Annotated in this window: 15 protein-coding genes; 6 read left to right on the top strand and 9 right to left on the bottom strand. The window is 51.4% G+C overall.

Features of this window, described 5'->3' with window-relative positions:
• Positions 1–100: 100 nt before the first annotated feature.
• Together xylB and xylA are read right to left on the bottom strand one after the other, a co-directional pair.
• Positions 101–1,555, bottom strand: a complete 1,455-nt coding sequence (gene xylB / locus OGY10_RS22530) for a xylulokinase (RefSeq protein WP_153687817.1) — start codon at positions 1,553–1,555, stop codon at positions 101–103.
• 71 nt (positions 1,556–1,626) lie between these two features.
• Positions 1,627–2,949 (bottom strand): xylose isomerase, encoded by a 1,323-nt coding sequence (gene xylA, locus OGY10_RS22535; protein ID WP_100271775.1) that lies wholly within the window; start codon positions 2,947–2,949, stop codon positions 1,627–1,629.
• Positions 2,950–3,310: 361 nt separating this feature from the next.
• On the opposite strand from xylA, the gene xylR reads away from it, so the two are divergent.
• Positions 3,311–4,489, top strand: coding sequence for a D-xylose utilization transcriptional activator XylR (gene xylR, locus OGY10_RS22540; RefSeq protein WP_003827365.1), 1,179 nt, complete (start codon positions 3,311–3,313; stop codon positions 4,487–4,489).
• Positions 4,490–4,533: 44 nt separating this feature from the next.
• Here the strand turns inward: xylR and OGY10_RS22545 are convergent, their stop codons facing one another.
• Positions 4,534–5,358, bottom strand: a complete 825-nt coding sequence (locus OGY10_RS22545; RefSeq protein ID WP_008786441.1) for a protein bax — start codon at positions 5,356–5,358, stop codon at positions 4,534–4,536.
• A 316-nt stretch (positions 5,359–5,674) separates the two neighbouring features.
• On the opposite strand from OGY10_RS22545, the gene malS reads away from it, so the two are divergent.
• Together malS and avtA are read left to right on the top strand one after the other, a co-directional pair.
• On the top strand, positions 5,675–7,705 hold the full coding sequence (gene malS / locus OGY10_RS22550; RefSeq protein ID WP_191226670.1) for an alpha-amylase: 2,031 nt from the start codon (positions 5,675–5,677) through the stop codon (positions 7,703–7,705).
• Positions 7,706–7,881: 176 nt separating this feature from the next.
• Complete coding sequence (avtA, locus tag OGY10_RS22555; RefSeq protein WP_003837697.1) at positions 7,882–9,132, top strand: valine--pyruvate transaminase; 1,251 nt, start codon at positions 7,882–7,884, stop codon at positions 9,130–9,132.
• 34 nt (positions 9,133–9,166) lie between these two features.
• Here the strand turns inward: avtA and OGY10_RS22560 are convergent, their stop codons facing one another.
• Positions 9,167–9,640 (bottom strand): 4Fe-4S dicluster domain-containing protein, encoded by a 474-nt coding sequence (locus OGY10_RS22560; protein WP_048236995.1) that lies wholly within the window; start codon positions 9,638–9,640, stop codon positions 9,167–9,169.
• Between the two features lie 165 nt (positions 9,641–9,805).
• A complete protein-coding gene (locus OGY10_RS22565; RefSeq protein ID WP_060682938.1) occupies positions 9,806–10,621 on the bottom strand; it encodes a helix-turn-helix domain-containing protein in 816 nt (271 codons plus the stop codon).
• Between the two features lie 252 nt (positions 10,622–10,873).
• Here OGY10_RS22565 and OGY10_RS22570 point away from each other — a divergent pair, with 252 nt between their 5' ends.
• Positions 10,874–12,274, top strand: coding sequence for an MFS transporter (locus OGY10_RS22570; protein WP_286577432.1), 1,401 nt, complete (start codon positions 10,874–10,876; stop codon positions 12,272–12,274).
• A gap of 10 nt (positions 12,275–12,284) precedes the next feature.
• A complete protein-coding gene (locus OGY10_RS22575) occupies positions 12,285–14,240 on the top strand; it encodes a glycoside hydrolase family 127 protein (protein ID WP_191226669.1) in 1,956 nt (651 codons plus the stop codon).
• 87 nt (positions 14,241–14,327) lie between these two features.
• On the opposite strand, the gene OGY10_RS22580 is transcribed toward OGY10_RS22575, so the two are convergent.
• Positions 14,328–15,068, bottom strand: a complete 741-nt coding sequence (locus OGY10_RS22580) for a MipA/OmpV family protein (protein WP_032945338.1) — start codon at positions 15,066–15,068, stop codon at positions 14,328–14,330.
• Between the two features lie 121 nt (positions 15,069–15,189).
• Between OGY10_RS22580 and OGY10_RS22585 the strand changes: the two genes are divergently transcribed.
• On the top strand, positions 15,190–16,149 hold the full coding sequence (locus OGY10_RS22585) for a LysR family transcriptional regulator (RefSeq protein WP_057066862.1): 960 nt from the start codon (positions 15,190–15,192) through the stop codon (positions 16,147–16,149).
• Between the two features lie 7 nt (positions 16,150–16,156).
• Here the strand turns inward: OGY10_RS22585 and OGY10_RS22590 are convergent, their stop codons facing one another.
• From OGY10_RS22590 to aldB, 3 genes are all read right to left on the bottom strand, one after another.
• Complete coding sequence (locus tag OGY10_RS22590) at positions 16,157–17,293, bottom strand: HlyD family secretion protein (RefSeq protein ID WP_286577434.1); 1,137 nt, start codon at positions 17,291–17,293, stop codon at positions 16,157–16,159.
• A gap of 5 nt (positions 17,294–17,298) precedes the next feature.
• Positions 17,299–17,622 (bottom strand): DUF3302 domain-containing protein, encoded by a 324-nt coding sequence (locus tag OGY10_RS22595; RefSeq protein WP_003024200.1) that lies wholly within the window; start codon positions 17,620–17,622, stop codon positions 17,299–17,301.
• Between the two features lie 249 nt (positions 17,623–17,871).
• On the bottom strand, positions 17,872–19,410 hold the full coding sequence (gene aldB / locus OGY10_RS22600; RefSeq protein WP_008786449.1) for an aldehyde dehydrogenase AldB: 1,539 nt from the start codon (positions 19,408–19,410) through the stop codon (positions 17,872–17,874).
• Between the last annotated feature and the right edge of the window lie 80 nt (positions 19,411–19,490).

The following is a 19,490-nucleotide window of genomic DNA, read 5'->3' on the forward strand; positions in this document are numbered from 1 at the left end:
CTACGCTGGACTTTCAGAATACATCCATACGTGTAACTTATTATTTTTGTGGATATATGTATGCGGCAAATTCCCCTCTGCTAGCCAGAGGGGAAAGTGGTCAGGACATCAGCGGTTGTAATTGCTGATAGATACGACGGAAGGTTTCTCGACGCTGTTGATAACGAGCATGACGCTCCGCGTCAGGATAATGCGCCTGCTCCAGCGTAAGCTGAGGCAGTAACTCTGATAACGACGTTTGCGGATTCATGGCAACTTGCGCCAGGCGCGCCGCGCCGAGTGCAGGGCCAACGTCACCGCCGGTACGGTAATCCAACTGCAATCCGCTGATGTCAGATAGCATCTGACGCCAGTATTCACTGCGTGCCCCACCGCCGATCAGCGTAATGCTGGCGGGCTGAACGCCACAGGCATGTACCACGTCCATACCGTCAGCCAGCGCGAAACCCACACCTTCCAGCACCGCCTGCGCCAGTTCTGCCGGACCATGCTGATGAGTCAGACCGAAAAATACGCCCTTAGCCTGCGGATTGTTATGCGGCGTACGCTCGCCGGACAAATAAGGTAAAAACCAGACCGGCTCCGCGTGTTCATCCGCCTGTTGCGCAGCGTCAATCAACGCAGGAACGCTCGCCAGTCCGGTTAATTTTGCCGCCCAGTCCAGACACGATGCCGCACTTAACATTACAGACATCAGATGCCATCGCTCAGGCAAAGCATGGCAAAAACTGTGAACCGCACTTTCCGGTTTGCTAAGGAAACCATCACTCACCGCAAAATAGACGCCGGATGTCCCCAGCGAAAGCATCGCCTGACCGGCATTCATCATACCTACGCCAACCGCGCCCGCCGCGTTATCACCGCCTCCGGCAACAACCGCAACCTCCTGCATTCCCCAGGCTTTGGCGACGTCTGGCAATAAGGTTCCGGTAATCTCGCTGCCTTCATAGAGCGCAGGCATATGTGCGCGAGTCAGTTTACAGGCAGCCAGCATGACATCGCTCCAGTCACGCTTCGCGACATCCAGCCACATTGTCCCTGCCGCATCAGACATATCGCTGGCAAAATCACCGGTCATGCGCAAACGCAGGTAATCTTTCGGCAGCAGGACTTTATCAATCTGGTTGAAAATCTCCGGCTCGTGGCGTTGCACCCACAGCAGTTTTGGCGCGGTAAAGCCAGGCATCATCAGGTTGCCAGTGATGGCTCGAGACTGCGGAACCTGACTCTCCAGCATCACGCACTCTTCAGCACAGCGACCGTCGTTCCATAAGATAGCCGGACGCAATACCTTCTGTTGTTCATCCAGTAGCGTCGCGCCGTGCATCTGCCCGGCAATCCCCAACGCTTTCACCTCGCGGAGTGAATGCTGCTGACCCAGTGCTTTTACCGCGCGATCCGTTGCCAGCCACCACTGCTCAGGGTCTTGTTCTGACCATAACGGGTGCGGGCGCGAGACGGTGAGTTTCTCCGTTTTTGAAGCCACCACATCGCCCTGCTCATTGAGCAGAATGGCCTTTACGCCTGATGTGCCAAGATCTATCCCGATATACATAAGGCATCGTTCCTTAAAGAAAGGCCCGGTAGCGCTAGCTGACCGGGCTTACGGACGTTCTCAGAGACCCGTTATTTGTCGAACAAATAATGGTTTACCAGATTTTCCAGCAATTCCTGATGACCGCTCTGGTGCACTGGCGCCAGGTTGTGTTGTTCAGCGTACTGCGCAATTTCTGTCAGCGTCATCTGGCCTTTCAGAATTTGCTGGCCCAGCTCACCATTCCAACCGGCATAACGTTTAGCCACACGCTGATCCAGGCCACCGTCTTCAATCATACGGGCCGCAATTTTCAGCGACAGCGCCATGGTATCCATCGCGCCAATATGACCATAGAACAGATCGTATTTATCGGTGCTCTGACGACGTACTTTGGCATCAAAGTTCAGGCCGCCGGTAGTGAAGCCGCCCGCTTTCAGGATTTCGTACATCACCAGCGCATTCTCTTCTACGCTGTTCGGGAACTGGTCGGTATCCCAGCCCAGCTGTGCGTCGCCGCGGTTGGCATCGACAGAGCCAAACAGACCCAGCGCGATAGCAGTGGCGATTTCGTGATGGAACGAATGGCCTGCAAGCGTAGCGTGGTTGGCTTCGATATTCAGTTTGATCTCTTTTTCCAGACCGAACTGCTTGAGGAATCCGTACACGGTCGCCGCATCGTAGTCGTACTGGTGCTTGGTCGGTTCCTGCGGTTTCGGCTCAATAAGCAAAGTGCCCTGGAAACCAGTTTTGTGTTTGTGTTCCACGACTAATTGCATGAAACGACCAATCTGCTCACGTTCCTGACGCAGATCGGTATTCAGCAGTGTTTCATAACCTTCACGGCCGCCCCACAGAACGTAGTTTTCACCACCTAACTTGTGCGTGGCATCCATGGCCGTAACCACCTGCGTGGCGGCCCAGCTGAACACATCTGGATCTGGGTTTGTGGCCGCACCCGCACCGTAGCGTGGGTTAGTGAAGCAGTTTGCTGTACCCCACAGCAGCTTCACGCCGCTCTGTTCCTGTTTTGCCGCCAGCACATCAACCATCTGCGCAAAGTTGTTTTTGTACTCTTTCAAAGACGCGCCTTCCGGCGAAACATCCACGTCATGGAAGCAGTAGTAAGGCACGTTCAGCTTGTGGAAAAACTCAAATGCCACATCCGCTTTGCGTTTCGCCAGCGCCAGAGCTTCACCAGGCTGCTGCCATGGACGATCGAAAGCGCCCATACCGAACATATCCGCCCCGTTCCAGCAGAAGGTATGCCAGTAGCAGGCCGCAAAACGCAGATGATCTTCCATGCGCTTGCCCAATACGATTTCGTCAGGGTTGTAATGGCGAAATGCGAGCGGGTTGGTGGATTGAGTGCCTTCGAAACGAACACGATCGAGTTGGTCAAAATAAGCCGGCATAATAAGCTCCATAATCAGGTAATACGGCAAGTAAACTGCGATATGGCTATACTGGAATTTCCTGATTTATTGCTCAATTACGTTATTTCACACCGCCATTAAGAGAATACCCAAACGTGCGCTGGCTCCCAAAAAAACGCGCTAAATAAAGAAATAAAAAAGCGATCGCGATCGAAGGTTAGTCATTAAACAAAAAACCGTAATGCGCAGATAAAAAATGACAATTGTCATCCCGCGACCAGTATGTAAATTTTGCGTAGCCTCAGGCAATCAGGAATTTTGTCACGCTTCATCAAGCAGTCGTACCTGCGACTTTGCTAGTATCGACAGGCCCACGTTAACCTTTCCAGGACAGGTTCTTATGTTTGATAAACGTCACCGCATCACTCTGCTATTTAATGCCAATAAAGCCTACGACCGCCAGGTGGTAGAAGGTGTGGGTGAATATTTACAGGCATCGCAATCCGAGTGGGATATATTCATTGAGGAAGATTTCCGCGCCCGTATCGATAATATTAAAGACTGGTTAGGCGACGGCGTTATTGCTGATTATGACGATGATGATATTGCGCAATTACTTGCCGATGTTGAAGTTCCCATCATCGGCGTTGGAGGCTCCTACCATCTGGAGCAAGATTATCCACCGGTACATTACATCGCCACCGACAACCATGCGTTGGTAGAAAGCGCTTTCCTGCACCTGAAGGAAAAAGGGGTTAACCGCTTTGCATTCTATGGTCTGCCATCGTCAAGCGGCAAACGCTGGGCCGCGGAACGTGAATATGCGTTTTGCCAGCTGGTTGCCAAAGAGAAGTACCGCGGCGTTGTCTATCAGGGGCTGGAAACCGCACCGGAAAACTGGCAGCACGCGCAAAATCGTCTGGCGGACTGGCTACAAACACTACCGCCGCAAACCGGTATTATCGCCGTTACCGATGCACGAGCACGACACGTCCTGCAAGTTTGCGAACACCTGCATATTCCGGTTCCGGAAAAGCTGTGTGTGATTGGGATCGACAACGAAGAACTGACCCGCTATCTGTCGCGGGTGGCGCTTTCATCCGTGGCTCAGGGAGCCAGGCAGATGGGGTATCAGGCCGCTAAGCTCTTACATCGTTTACTGGCAAATGAAGAGCTGCCGCTGCAACGTACACTGGTTCCTCCGGTGCGCGTCATTGAACGCCGCTCAACCGACTACCGTTCATTAACCGATCCGGCGGTGATTCAGGCGATGCACTTTATCCGCAACCATGCCTGTAAAGGTATTAAGGTTGAACAAGTGCTGGATTCAGTGGGGATTTCTCGTTCGAATCTGGAGAAGCGTTTTAAAGAAGAGGTCGGAGAGACTATCCACGCCGTGATTCATGCCGAAAAGCTGGAAAAAGCGCGCAGCCTGTTGATATCTACCACGCTTTCAATCAACGAAATCTCACAGATGTGCGGCTATCCGTCTCTGCAATACTTTTATTCGGTCTTTAAGAAAGAGTATGACACGACGCCAAAAGAGTATCGCGATGTGAACAGCGAAGTGTTGCTGTGAGGATTATTGCCGGATGCGGCAAAGCCGCCATCCGGCACACAGAATTACATATGCGCGGCGATTAAACGCTGGTTATCCTGATACATTGCGAACAGATAGTTGTTGTAGCTCTGTCCTTTAGTGGAATAACCCTTCAGCTTATGAATCATCGCGGTAGCGGTGACTTCCTGATCGGCTTTACGCAGTTGCGCACGTGACTTACGGAATGAAGAGTAAGCCGGATGCGTGTTCAGGTTGATGACGTAAGCATTCACCGACTCTTTCACCGATTCAAACTGTGAGTAGCCTTTCACCTTACCCGGGGCATTATTACAACGACCTTTGCCACATTTCATGCCAAACAGGTTGTTGTTGCTACGCGCCAGCTTCGACGTACCCCAGCCACTTTCAGCCGCAGCCATGGTTGCCACCATACTGGTCGGGATAATGTCTACGCGCTCAAGCAGCGTATTCCATGGGATTTTACGCGTGTTGCCAGACCAGCTCACCTTGTAGCGCTTCGCGATGTCTTTCATACGCGTACGCTCAGTCGGTGACCAGCGGTTCTGGTACTGTTTTGAAATCAGCCAGTTACGGTCCGCCGTAATGGCAGCATTTTGACTGGTAATATAAGGCATAACCGTCCGGAGAAACGCTTTTTTCCTTGGTGTTCCGGAAGGGTATTTTCGCAAATCAGGAAGTGAACTACTCTTTGCACTATTGCGAGAATACTCTTGTTTACTGCTTACCTGTGTATTACTTGTCTTGATTACCTGGGGCTTGTGACTCGTTGTCGCCGTGTGTGTCTTTGCCAGCACCTCACCCGAAAATGCAACGGTGAGTAACATAAGAATCATTGCCCCATATCGTCGAATGGGAGTCAATATCATTAGGTCTCCTGGTCGGATTTATACATTCCAACACCTTATATTTTTCACAAAAATGAGAGATGAATCTCAAATCATATCAAAAATAGCCGTCAAGAGCACCCAAAGGAATAGTCCAATTCTGAAACCATGTCACGCATTAACGGTTCAGGGTGCTATTAATTCGAAGAAAATGTGGAGGTTATCGCAAAATGAGTTCATTTTTTGCGCGCGATCGCTCACCCTCACTTCTCCTCCTGGCGGAATCGACCCAAAGGAGGAGTTTCCGACCTGATTTCACTGGCAAACTGGCGAAAATCGCAGCACCAAGGACAGCATTATGAAACTTGCCGCCGTTGCGCTGGCGCTCATGCCCGGCATTGCCATCGCCTCATCATGGACTTCTCAGGGACTCCCCACCTTCGAAGCGGAAGGTACGGGTAAATTCGTCAGCCATGCAGCGTTGACGAAGGGTACGCGTCCTTTAATCCTAAATTTTGACCAACAGTGCTGGCAGCCTGCTGATGCGATAAAACTCAACCAGATGCTGTCGCTAAAACCGTGTGAAGGCGCCCCGCCGCAGTGGCGCTTATTCAAAGACGGCGATTACACACTGGAAGTGGATACCCGCTCCGGAACGCCAACGTTGATGCTCTCGGTAAAAAGCGCCGCAGACCCTGTCACGACCCAGATTCGCCAGTGCCCGAAATGGGATGGTTCGCCGTTAACACTGGATGTGAGCCAGACCTTTCCGGAAGGTGCCATGGTGCGCGATTTCTACAGCCAGAAAACGGCAACGGTAAAAAATGGGACAATTACCCTACAGCCTGCCGCAGCCAGTAACGGACTGTTGCTGCTGGAACGGGCGGAAACCGATGCCCCGGCCGCTTTCGACTGGCATAACGCTACGGTGTATTTCGTCCTGACAGACCGCTTTGTAAATGGTGACCCGAGCAACGACCACAGCTACGGTCGGCGCAGCGATGGCATGCAGGAAATTGGCACCTTCCACGGGGGCGATTTACGCGGTCTTGCCAGCAAACTCGACTATCTGCAACAACTGGGCGTCAATGCGTTATGGATCAGCGCGCCGTTTGAGCAAATCCACGGCTGGGTCGGCGGTGGCACCAAAGGCGATTTCCCCCATTATGCTTACCACGGCTATTACACTCAGGACTGGACCACGCTCGATGCGAATATGGGTAATGAAGCTGACCTGCGTGCGCTGGTTGACGGCGCGCACCAGCGCGGCATTCGCATCCTGTTTGATGTCGTCATGAATCATACCGGCTACGCCACGCTGGCGGATATGCAGGAGTATCAGTTTGGGGCCCTGTACTTGTCGGGCGATGAACTGAAAAACACGCTCGGTGAACGCTGGACGGACTGGAAGCCAGCCGCCGGGCAAAGCTGGCACAGCTTTAATGATTACATCAACTTCAGCGATAAAGCAGGCTGGGAAAAATGGTGGGGGAAAAACTGGATCCGCACCGATATTGGCGATTACGACAATCCGGGTTTTGACGACCTGACCATGTCACTGGCTTTCCTGCCCGATCTGAAAACCGAATCCACCACGCCTTCCGGGCTGCCAAACTTTTATCTACACAAACCAGATACGCACGCTAAAGCTATTGCTGGTTACACGCCCCGAGATTATCTGACCCACTGGCTCAGCCAGTGGGTGCGTGATTACGGGATTGACGGGTTTCGGGTCGATACCGCCAAACACGTCGAACTTCCCGCCTGGCAGCAGTTAAAAACACAGGCCAGCGCGGCGCTGGTTGAATGGAAGAAAGCGAACCCGGATAAAGCGCTGGATGACAAACCTTTCTGGATGACCGGCGAGGCCTGGGGTCACGGCGTGATGCAAAGCGACTATTACCGTCACGGCTTTGATGCGATGATCAATTTCGACTATCAGGAGCAGGCGGCAAAGGCCGTCGATTGTCTGGCAAATATGGATGTCACCTGGCAACAAATGGCTGAAAAACTACAGGATTTCAACGTTCTGAGCTATCTTTCCTCGCACGATACGCGCCTGTTCCGCGAAGGTGGAGACAAAGCCGCCGAGCTATTGCTGCTGGCGCCAGGCGCGGTACAACTCTTTTACGGCGACGAATCGGCCCGGCCCTTTGGACCAACAGGTTCAGACCCATTGCAGGGTACGCGCTCAGAAATGAACTGGCCGGATGTGGCCGGGAAATCTGCCGCCAGCGTCACTCACTGGCAGCGCATCAGTCAGTTCCGGGCCAGACATCCCGCCATCGGTGCTGGTAAACAGACCACGCTGACATTGAAGCAGGGATACGGATTTATCCGCGAGCATGGCGACGATAAGGTGATGGTGGTGTGGGCCGGTCAGCCCTGATCCCAACAGGCTTCTCGCTGTGCATACAGCGGGAAGCCCAACACAAAATAAAAAACCAGCCAGGCAAACATCTGTAGCACAAAACATCAATCTAGCTCGTCCCCCCTGATTTGCACCCTGCCATAGGTAGCGCTATGGTTAGCCACTTTACTACTCAGTTCGACAGACCCCCTGCTATGACATTCTCACTTTTTGGCGACAAATTTACCCGCCATTCAGGCATCACCCGCCTGATGGAGGACCTCAACGACGGTTTACGCACCCCAGGCGCCATCATGCTCGGCGGTGGTAATCCGGCGCAAATTCCAGAGATGCAAAATTACTTCCAGTCTCTGCTGACAGATATGCTGGCAAACGGCAAAGCCACTGATGCGCTTTGCAATTATGACGGTCCGCAAGGGAAAACCGAGCTACTGTCTGAACTGGCGAAACTGCTACGTGAGAAGCAGGGTTGGGATATCGAGCCACAAAATATTGCACTGACAAATGGCAGTCAGAGCGCGTTTTTCTACTTATTCAATTTGTTCGCCGGACGCCGCGCTGACGGAACAACGCAAAAAGTGTTATTCCCGTTAGCGCCGGAATACATTGGCTATGCCGATTCAGGGCTGGAAGAAGATCTCTTCGTCTCAGCACGTCCGAACATTGAGCTGCTACCGGAAGGCCAGTTTAAGTATCACGTTGATTTTGAACACCTGCACATCGGTGAAGAGACGGGGATGATCTGTGTGTCGCGCCCCACTAACCCGACAGGCAACGTGATCACCGACGACGAGCTGATGAAGCTGGACCGGCTGGCCAACCAGCATGGGATCCCGCTGGTGATTGATAACGCCTATGGCGTACCATTCCCTGGCATTATCTTTAGCGAAGCACGCCCACTGTGGAACCCCAACATTGTGTTGTGCATGAGCCTTTCCAAGCTGGGTCTGCCAGGTTCCCGCTGCGGCATCATTATCGCGAATGAAAAAATCATCACTGCGATTACCAATATGAACGGCATCATCAGCCTTGCACCTGGCGGGATGGGACCGGCGATGATGTGCGAGATGATTAAACGTAACGATCTGCTGCGCCTGTCCGAAACGGTTATCAAGCCGTTTTATTATCAGCGCGTTCAGGAGACGATTGCGATTATTCGCCGCTATTTGTCAGAAGATCGCTGCCTTATCCATAAACCTGAAGGCGCTATTTTCCTGTGGCTATGGTTCAAAGATTTACCGATCACCACCGAACTGTTGTATCAGCGTCTGAAAGCGCGCGGCGTACTGATGGTTCCTGGTGACTACTTCTTCCCGGGGCTGGATAAACCCTGGCCACATACCCATCAGTGCATGCGGATGAACTACGTGCCAGAGCCGGAGAAAATCGAAGCTGGCGTGAAGATTCTGGCGGAAGAGATCGAACGCGCCTGGCTGGAAGGCTAACGCAAACCCGACCCAGGTGCGGGTCGGGCTCACTTCACAGCGGCTGTGAACGCAGGCGCTGGCGCTGAATACTGACGGCATCAACACACTGCAACGCGCTGGTCGGGCAGGCTTCGACACACGCTGGTCCCGCCTCGCGATGCCAGCACAAATCGCATTTTATCGCCTGCGCCCGCGACGAACGGGCAACGACATTCATTGCCCCAAACGGGCAGGCCAGCATACAGCTTTTACAACCAATACAACGTGCCTGTTCAACGAAGATATGCCCATGTTCACGACGAATGGCGTGAGTTGGACAAACATTCGCACAGGGAGCGTCTTCGCATTGATGACAGGCGACCGCCGTGGTAAAGGCGTCGTCTTTGATGACCCGAATCCGCGGTATAAACGCTGAAGAAGAAACCGAAGCACAGTCCTGGTTTTGCTGATGCGCGACGACGCAGGCAACTTCGCAGGTACGACACCCAATACATTTTGCCGCATCCGCCATAATAAACGCGTTCATTGCCCCCTCCCTCTGCGTGAAAACCACAGAGTGCCAGAGAGACCGCCCCTGACGCTTTGATCGGACAGGGGAAACGGTTAAATACTGTCAGGTGCCTGAACGACTTTGGGGATTGCCTGCAATTTTGTAGGCCGGGTAAGCATAGCGCCACCCGGCGATCCTCATTTACGCCGAATTAATATGCTCTTTGCAGTAGCGCCTTTTCCACGCCGCAGGCGTCAGGCTGGTATGCTTACGAAAGATTTTACGAAAGTAACCCACATCATTAAATCCACATTTAATCGCCACTTCGGTAAGCGACAGCGAGTCACTGATCAACAGCTTTTCTGCCGCCCTTACCCGCTGGCGATGCAATGCTTCAGTTAGCGTCAGCCGGAAAGCGCTCCGGAATACACGCCCCAGATAATCCGCATTGCAATGCAGCTCTTTCGCCAGAGTTGAAGCACTAATCGGCAGGTGGAACTGGGTGTGGATTATTTGTTGCGCTTTCCATGCCAGCGCATTACCGGGGCTATCTGCGGGTTGCTCGCTAGCCGCCGCGGAGATTTGCTGCAAAATCAGCAGTAGGATCAGTTCCAGCGCAACGCTGCGATGAATATTTTCCTGCTCGCGTAAGAACTGGCGAAACAGCGAAATAATATATTGTGGCTCGCTAACCCGGGCATGCTGAGGAATCGCAAGCAACGGTTCTGTAAGTGAAGCATCGTTTTCTGCTGTCACCTCAAAGTGTAGCCAGTAAAATTTCAAATCAGCCGGAAACTGTCCCACACCAATATGCGAACGCTGCGGCCATAACAGCAAACTTTCTCCAGCATTCACGCAAAAAACGGTCTGACCTTCGCAAATCGTTAATGTCCCTTTTTCGACAAAGATGATTTCCCAGGATTGTAATTGCCGCGCCGGATGGCTTCCCACACCTCGGGAAATAAATAGCCCACCATTTTGCACTTTAATCGGAAGAGACATGGATAATTCGAGCATATATATTCAAATTCCCGCTTTTTGCATTATTTAAACTGCTCTTTATTATTGATTATTCACGATAAACTTGCTTTTCGCTGGATCGAAATCACATTTTTATAATGAAGTCGGAATTGTCATCTTTTTATACTTTTCTCTTCCCTTGTTGACCCAAACATTTCGTGCAGAATAAATAACGTACTTTGCAAATTACAAACAAATAACCCGCAACGTAGCGGGATACTTTCTGAACATCCTCTCCGGGAGTTATTTATGACTTCGGCTCCGATTACGACATCTGATTTGGCACAGCGTGCCCAGGACGACAAATTATCCCTGCGTGAAAAAATAGGTTATGGGTTAGGCGATGCAGGCGGGACGGTAATTACCTGTCTGATCATGAACTTCCTGACATTTTTCTACACCGATGTCTTCGGGTTAACGCCCGCGCTGGTCGGCACATTGTTTATCGCCCTGCGCGTATTTGATGCCATTTCCGATCCGATAATGGGCATACTTGCCGACCGCACGCAAAGCCGCTGGGGGCGTTTTCGCCCATGGCAGCTGTGGGTGGCAATTCCCATTGGCATCATTGGCGTACTCACGTTTACCGTCCCTGACGCCAGCATGAGCGTAAAAATCGCCTGGGCATTCGGCACCTATCTACTGCTCTCTGTCGGCTATACCGCCATCAACGTACCGTATTGTGCGCTGATCAACACCATGACGACCCGCCATAACGAGGTGATCGCCTGTCAGTCCTGGCGCTTTGTGCTGTGCGGCGTGGCGGGATTCCTTGTCTCCGTTGGTCTGCCGTGGATGGTGGATATTCTGGGTCAGGGCAATGTCGCGCAGGGTTATCAGTTCGGCGTGGGCATCCTGTGCGCCATCGCTGTGGTGATGTTCCTGTGCTGCTTCTTCTGGGTTCGCGAGCGTGTAACGCTGGCGATGATGGGGAAATTTACCCTGCGTGAACACATTGGTGGGCTACGCAAAAATGACCAGTTGCTGCTGATGCTGGTGATGTCTTTCCTGCTGATTAACGTCTTCAATATTCGTGGCGGCGGGTACATGTATTTCATTACCTACGTGCTGGAAGGCAGTACCGCTTACACGTCGCTGTTTTTCACCATGGTGACCTTTGCGTCCATCATCGGTTCAGTGGTTGTCAGCCCGCTGACCCGCCGTATAGATACCGTCAAACTCTATTACTACACCAACCTGGTGCTGGCAGCCCTGGCAGTGATGATGTGGTTCCTGCCGACCGGTCCGGCTTATCAAACATTATGGCTGGCGGTTATTCTCGGCAACGGCATTATTCTGGGCTTTACGCTGCCTCTGCACTTCTCGCTGATGGCCTTTGCCGACGATTACGGCGAGTGGAAAACCGGCGTGCGTTCTTCCGGCATGAATTTCGCCTTCAACCTGTTTTTCATCAAGCTGGCCTGGGCCTCAAGCGCGGGGATCATCAGCCTGTTATTTATTTTTGTCGCCTATCAGCCAGGCGCTGGTAACCAAACCGCCAGTTCGCTGCAAGGAATTACCGCGATGGAGACGCTGCTTCCCGCGCTGTTCCACCTGCTGTTGGCGCTGTCTATCCGCATCTGCAAACTCAATAATCCGATGATGTCGCGCATTGCCACCGATCTGCGTCAGCGTCATGTACAGCCTTAAGGAGCACGAAATGAACGTACTGGAAGTCGACCTGCATAAGCTCACCGTCAGCGATCCGTTCCTCGGACAATACCAACAGTTGGTCCGTGATGTAGTGATCCCCTACCAGTGGGATGCGCTGAATGACCGCATTGCAGAGGCGGAACCAAGTCATGCGATAGAGAACTTTCGTATCGCCGCAGGACTGCAGGATGGCGAATTTTACGGCATGGTTTTTCAGGATAGCGACGTAGCGAAATGGCTGGAGGCAGTCGCCTGGTCCCTGTGCCAGAAACCTGATGCGGAACTTGAGAAAACCGCAGATGAGGTCATCGAGTTGGTGGCCGCTGCGCAGTGTGAAGACGGCTATCTCAATACATACTTTACAGTGAAAGCCCCGGATGAACGCTGGACTAACCTCGCCGAGTGTCATGAGTTGTACTGTGCAGGTCATTTGATCGAAGCAGGCGTCGCGTTCTTTCAGGCGACGGGAAAACGTCGTCTTTTAGATGTAGTGTGCCGTCTGGCAGACCACATCGATAACGTTTTCGGGCTTGGTGATAATCAACTGCGCGGCTATCCGGGACACCCGGAAATTGAGCTGGCGTTAATGCGCTTATACGAAGTGACCCAGCAACCACGCTATATGGCGCTGGTAAATTACTTTGTGGAACAGCGCGGCGCGCAACCCCATTTCTATGACGAAGAGTACGAAAAGCGTGGCCAAACCTCTTACTGGCATACTTACGGCCCGGCATGGATGGTGAAGGATAAACCCTATAGCCAGGCTCATCAGCCCATTTCAGAACAGCAAACGGCGATCGGTCATGCAGTACGTTTTGTTTATCTGATGACCGGCGTGGCGCATCTGGCACGCTTGAGTCAGGACGAAGGCAAGCGTCAGGATTGCCTGCGTCTGTGGAAAAACATGGCCCAGCGTCAGTTGTACATTACCGGCGGTATTGGTTCACAAAGCAGCGGCGAGGCGTTTAGCAGCGATTACGATCTGCCTAACGACTCCGTGTATGCGGAAAGCTGCGCCTCAATCGGTCTAATGATGTTCGCCCGCAGAATGCTGGAGATGGAGGCAGACAGCCAGTATGCCGACGTGATGGAGCGCGCCCTGTATAACACCGTATTGGGCGGGATGGCGCTCGATGGCAAGCACTTCTTCTATGTGAACCCGCTGGAAGTGCATCCTAAATCATTAAAATTCAATCATATTTATGACCACGTGAAACCCGTTCGTCAGCGCTGGTTTGGCTGCGCCTGTTGCCCGCCGAATATCGCCCGCGTACTCACCTCTATTGGTCATTACATCTACACACCACGTCAGGACGCGCTGTATATCAATATGTACGTGGGCAATAGCATGGAAGTCCCCGTGGCGGATGGCTCGCTCAAGCTGCGCATTAGCGGGGATTATCCATGGCATGAGCAGGTGAAAATCGCCATCGAATCACCGCAGTCGATATATCACACCCTGGCCCTGCGCCTGCCAGACTGGTGCACCGCACCGCAGGTTTTACTGAATGGTCAGCCAGTTGAGCAGGATATTCGCAAAGGCTATTTGCACATCAGCCGAACCTGGCAGGAAGGCGATACGCTCAGTCTGACCCTGCCAATGCCGGTGCGTCGGGTGTACGGAAATCCATTAGTGCGTCATGTTGCCGGTAAGGTCGCCATTCAGCGTGGACCGCTGGTGTATTGCCTGGAGCAGGCCGATAACGGTGAGGAATTGCATAACCTGTGGTTGCCAAAAGAGAATGAGTTCAGAGTATTCGAGGGTAAGGGATTGTTCAGTCATAAAATGTTAATTCAGGCTGAAGGCGTAAAGCAAAGTACTGCCGATGCAGCACAACAATCGTTGTGGCACTACGATGTTTCCCCAGCTTCGCGCCAGGCGCATACATTGACGTTTATTCCGTGGTTTAGCTGGGCGAACCGTGGTGAAGGCGAAATGCGTATCTGGATAAACGAGCAGTAATAATAAGGCGGATGGCGGCGGTTAGCCCCCATCCGTCAATGTCTCATGAAAAGATTGCCCTCCTCCCTGAGGACAAACGGGTGAGAATCAGAAACGCCAGGTCAGACCGGACATAAAGGTGAAGCTGTCATCACGATCAACCATCGGACTATTTTTAATGTCATCCGGCAGTGCGCTATAGTTGGCGCTTGCCAGCAGCGTCAGGTTAGTGGTTAATGCGTATTTAGCGGACAGGCCAACATACGGTGTCCAGCTATCCCCTGGGGAATAGCTTGATAAGCCACTACGACGGGACTCATTACCCGAAATGCCGTAGTAGTATTCATTGAATTTTTCGTCATAGTAGAGCACGCCAATTGATGGCGTCAGCGTCAGCTTGCCCATCGGCATTGGACGGAACAGTGAAACTTCCCCTACCCAGCCATTACTGTTGTCCAGCACATCCGCAGCAGCAGAGACTTTCACGCTACCCCATCTTTCATGGTGATACCACGCGGCACCCGCCATTGCAGTTGCGTCACGCTTATCCAGCGTTTTCATCGCGTGATCGTCATTGTCGCCGGGATCAAACTCCAGCGGCATATAAGAGGCAGTAATACTAAATTCATTACTTTCACTCTTAGACAAAATATAACCTAGCGTTGTTTGCCTAAAATAAAATGATTCACTTTCATAACTGACAAGCGGTACTGCGTGAACATTATCATTATACCCGCGATAAGGTGATTCATTATATACAGCGCCAGCGCCAATAGAAAATTCTGCGGCAGTTGCACTCGCCATAAAAGAAAAGGCGAGCAGCGCCACAATATTGTGTTTAATTAACATGCCAACATTCCATTTTAAAATAAGCTACAAAGCGGGTGCATAATAATGCTTACAATTTCATCGGTGCAAGGTTCATATTTATATAGTAATATATATAAAATTATATATATTGGGCTTGGCGATGAATAAATTACAACTTAAACACCGGGAACTGAAGATTATTTCGGTAATTGCTGCCAGTGAAAATATCAGCCATGCCGCTACTGTTCTCGGCATTGCTCAGGCCAACGTAAGTAAGTATCTTGCTGATTTTGAATCAAAAGTGGGGCTAAAGGTATTTGACCGCACCACCCGACAACTGACCCTCACGCCGTTTGGTATTGCGTTACTTCCTTACATCAATGACATGTTAGACAGAAATGAGCAGTTAAATAATTTCATTGCTGATTATAAGCACGAGAAACGTGGCAAAGTAACTGTATATGCACCAACCGGAATTATTGCTTACTTATCGCAACATGTTATTGCAAAAATTATGGATATTGGCGATATCAGTCTGGTGCTAAAAACCTATAATCTGGATCGCAAAGCATTTTATGAAGGCGTCGACTTTCCTGACGATTGTGATATTTTACTTTCCTATGCTCATCCTAAAGATGAATCACTGGTCGCCAGTTTTATCACTAAATATGCGGTTATTGCTTTTGCCAGTCGGGAATATCTCACCAAGAATCCTATTAGTAGTCCTGATGAATTAGTTAACCATTCCTGCATTCTAATTGATTCTATGATGATTGATGATGCCAACATTTGGCGATTCAATTCTGCTGAAGACAAAAAGATGCGCGACTATCGTGTGACGGGAAATTACATCTGCGACAATACACAATCCGCACTGGCGCTGGCACGTAATCATTTGGGGATTGTTTTTGCGCCAAATGAAAGTGTGCAAAGAGATTGTCGTTCCGAGATGCTGGTCCCGTGTTTCTCGGAGCAACATGAATGGTGGCTGGATTTAGTGGCGATTTTCCGCAAGCGTGAATACCAGCCCTGGCGAGTGCAGTATATTCTCGATGCAATGCTCGCGGAGATACGTCAGCAGCTTGCTCAGGCGATACGACAGCCTGAGCAAGCGAAATAGCCTGCGCTTAGTGGTCGAGATACAGGTAATGCACCCAACTGGTCATCCGCAGCAACACCTTGCGCATTACCGACACATGTTCGAAGTGGTCAGAGTAAACGGCGACCTGGGCGTAGATCCCATCAGGTAATGCGTTCACATCCGCATTATCGTTCAGCTCAATCGTGGCGATTACCCCTTCCGAACCAGGCGTAGAGTTTAAAGATTGCAGTGCCCCGTTCGACTGGTATGTACCACCCGGTACTGCCGGACTAATAGCTGCCAGTTTACCGCTAAACACCTTACCCGGCAGGGCATTAAACACCACTTCCGCTTCATCGCCTGGCTCCAGTCGCAACAACGAGTTTTGACGGAACTGGGCGATAATTTGTCGTTTCTGATCCGGGATGAATACCATGACCGGGCGCATCGGCAGCGCGGCGGCATAGGTTCCTGGGCGCATCAGCACCTGAGTGACGTAACCATCGCTGGGCGCGCGAACCACGGTCTGGTCCAGGTTGAACTCTGCTTCCGCTAGCTGTGCTTTCAGGCTGGCAATTTGCGAATTCTCACCCAGTACCAGGCTGTCCAACTGGCTCTGAATTTGCTGTTGTTCTGCAACGGAGGATTTCACCGAGGCTTCCTGCGCCAGGTAGTTTTGGCGCGCCGCGTCGATATCGCGTTCAGAAAAAGGATTCACCTTCGCCTGACTCCCCTGCGCATAGCGCTGGTAATCTTTTGCCAGTTTGTCACGCGTGGCCTTTGCCCGCTGCGTGTTGGCTTTCATTTCGTCTAACTGCGCAACCAGAGCCTGCTCTTTATGCTGTGCGGTAACAATATCAGCCTTCAGGCGATCGACCCGCGTCTGATAACGCCCTGGATTAAGCTTAAACAGAACCTCGCCTTTTTTGATTAGCGTATTCTTCTTATCCGTCACTTCTGTCACTACACCCGTTACCTGCGGCACCACGGGAATAGAAATTACCGCTTTTTGTGCCTTAAATGTATACGGATGGTTATAATTCATCAGTAATATAAGTCCGCAAACAATGAATATACCGCCTAATGCCGCGGTAGGAACTGTCCATTTATTTACAGGAATTTTAAAAATTTTAAATATTGACCATGCACACGCCACATAGGTCAGAACAATCAGTAAATCCATCGATATTACTCCGCCGGAGAGGTCTTGGCCTCACCCAGTTTCTTTTCCAGATCCGCAACCCTTGCCTGAAGCTGGATCAGGGAAGAATCCGCGCTCTGCATGCCCCACCCGCGTTCCGGGCGATAAAGCGTTGCCCAGATCCATAAAAAGGGCCAAATAACATGTAAGGTAAACAAACTAACCCAACCCGCAACATGTATTGCGTCGGCATGAGGATGGTTACGTTTCTTTGCAATTAGATAGGGAATATCATGCAGAATAATAATCCCGTAAAAAATGACCAGGAATACAAAAATAAGCACTCCTAATGCAAAATAATTAAGGAACATATTTGCCTCAGGGATTTAAATTAAGGAATTCGGATGCAATTTGATTTAAACAATAGAGTTGATAATAGTATTGGAATGACCAGATTGGATGCAATTATCTTATTTATATAACGATATATGGGTTTATATATACCCGTCGTCTTTCGAGCTGCTTCTTTGTTGGCTGCGTTCGTTCACCCAGCCACTTACCTGAGGACATAACTTGATGCCCGGTACGCTAAACGCGACCGGGCAGTAGGTGACGTGAAATTAAAACAGCCCCAGTGGTTTATCAGAGTAGCTCACTAACAGGCATTTGGTTTGCTGATAATGCTCAAGCATCATCTTATGCGTCTCGCGCCCGATACCCGACTGCTTGTAGCCGCCGAACGCCGCATGCGCCGGGTAAGCATGGTAACAGTTGGTCCAAACTCGCCCCGCCTGAATCCCACGCCCCATTTTGTAAGCCAGATTTCCGTTTCGACTCCAGACACCAGCGCCAAGCCCATATTGGGTGTCATTAGCGATCTCTAGCGCTTCCTCCATGGTTTTAAACGTCGTGACAGCCAGCACCGGTCCGAAGATCTCCTCCTGGAAAACCCGCATGTTGTTCTTACCAAACAGAATAGTCGGTTCGAGGTAGTACCCCTCTTTTAACTCGCCATCCAGCTGCTTGCGCCGCCCGCCGGTGAGAACATCTGCCCCTTCTTTTTTACCAATGTCGATGTAATTCAGAATGGTTTCCAGTTGACCATGCGACACCTGTGCGCCCATTTGCGTCACGCTGTCTAACGGGTTGCCGCTACGGATACTTTCCACCCGACGAATGGCTCTTTCCATAAAACGTTCGTAAATGGATTCTTGTACCAGCGCCCGACTCGGGCAGGTACATACTTCGCCCTGGTTGAAGGCAAACAATGCAAAACCTTCCAGCGCTTTGTCAAAGAACGCATCTTCTTCATCCATCACGTCCGCGAAGAAGATATTGGGGGATTTCCCGCCCAGCTCCAGCGTGACAGGGATAATGTTCTGCGTGGCGTACTGCATGATCTGCTGCCCAACTTCCGTTGAGCCGGTAAACGCCACTTTTGCAATGCGTTTTGACGTCGCCAGATACTCACCGATTTCCCCACCCGCGCCGTTTACCACGTTCACCACGCCAGGCGGGAGCAGATCGCCGACAACTTCCATCAGCAACAACACGGACAGCGGCGTCAGGCGCGCAGGTTTAAGCACGACACAGTTACCGGCAGCCAGGGCGGGCGCCATCTTCCAACTGGCCATCAACAGCGGGAAGTTCCACGGGATAATTTGCCCCACCACGCCAAGAGGTTCATGGAAGTGATACGCCACGGTATCGCTATCAACTTCGCTTATTCCCCCTTCCTGTGCACGAATACAGGACGCGAAATAGCGGAAATGGTCAATCGCCAGCGGCACATCTGCCGCGCTGGTTTCACGGATGGGTTTACCGTTATCCCAGGTTTCAGCCGTCGCCAGCAGCTCCAGATTTTGCTCCATACGATCGGCAATTTTGAACAAAATCGCCGCCCTGTCCTGCACGGAAGTCTGCGCCCATTTGTCTTTTGCTTTGTGCGCGGCATCCAGTGCCAAATCGATGTCCTTTTTGCCGGAAGAGGCCACTTCGCACAGTAATTGCCCGGTTACCGGCGTCAGGTTTTGGTAATACTCACCGTCCACCGGTGCGATCCAGTCACCGCCGATAAAGTTATCGTATCGGGCTTTTAACTTCAGAGGGTAACCATACTCGCCGGGATAAATACGCGTTGAAGGGGGGTTATTGGTCATGACCGTCTCCTTGCTGTAGGGGTACTACAAGGGTAGACGGGACTGGCGAATTATTCGCCAGCCTTTTACTGCTTTACGAC

The sequence above is a fragment of the Citrobacter sp. Cpo148 genome (assembly GCF_030332375.1).
Classification (GTDB): Bacteria; Pseudomonadota; Gammaproteobacteria; order Enterobacterales; family Enterobacteriaceae; genus Citrobacter; species Citrobacter portucalensis.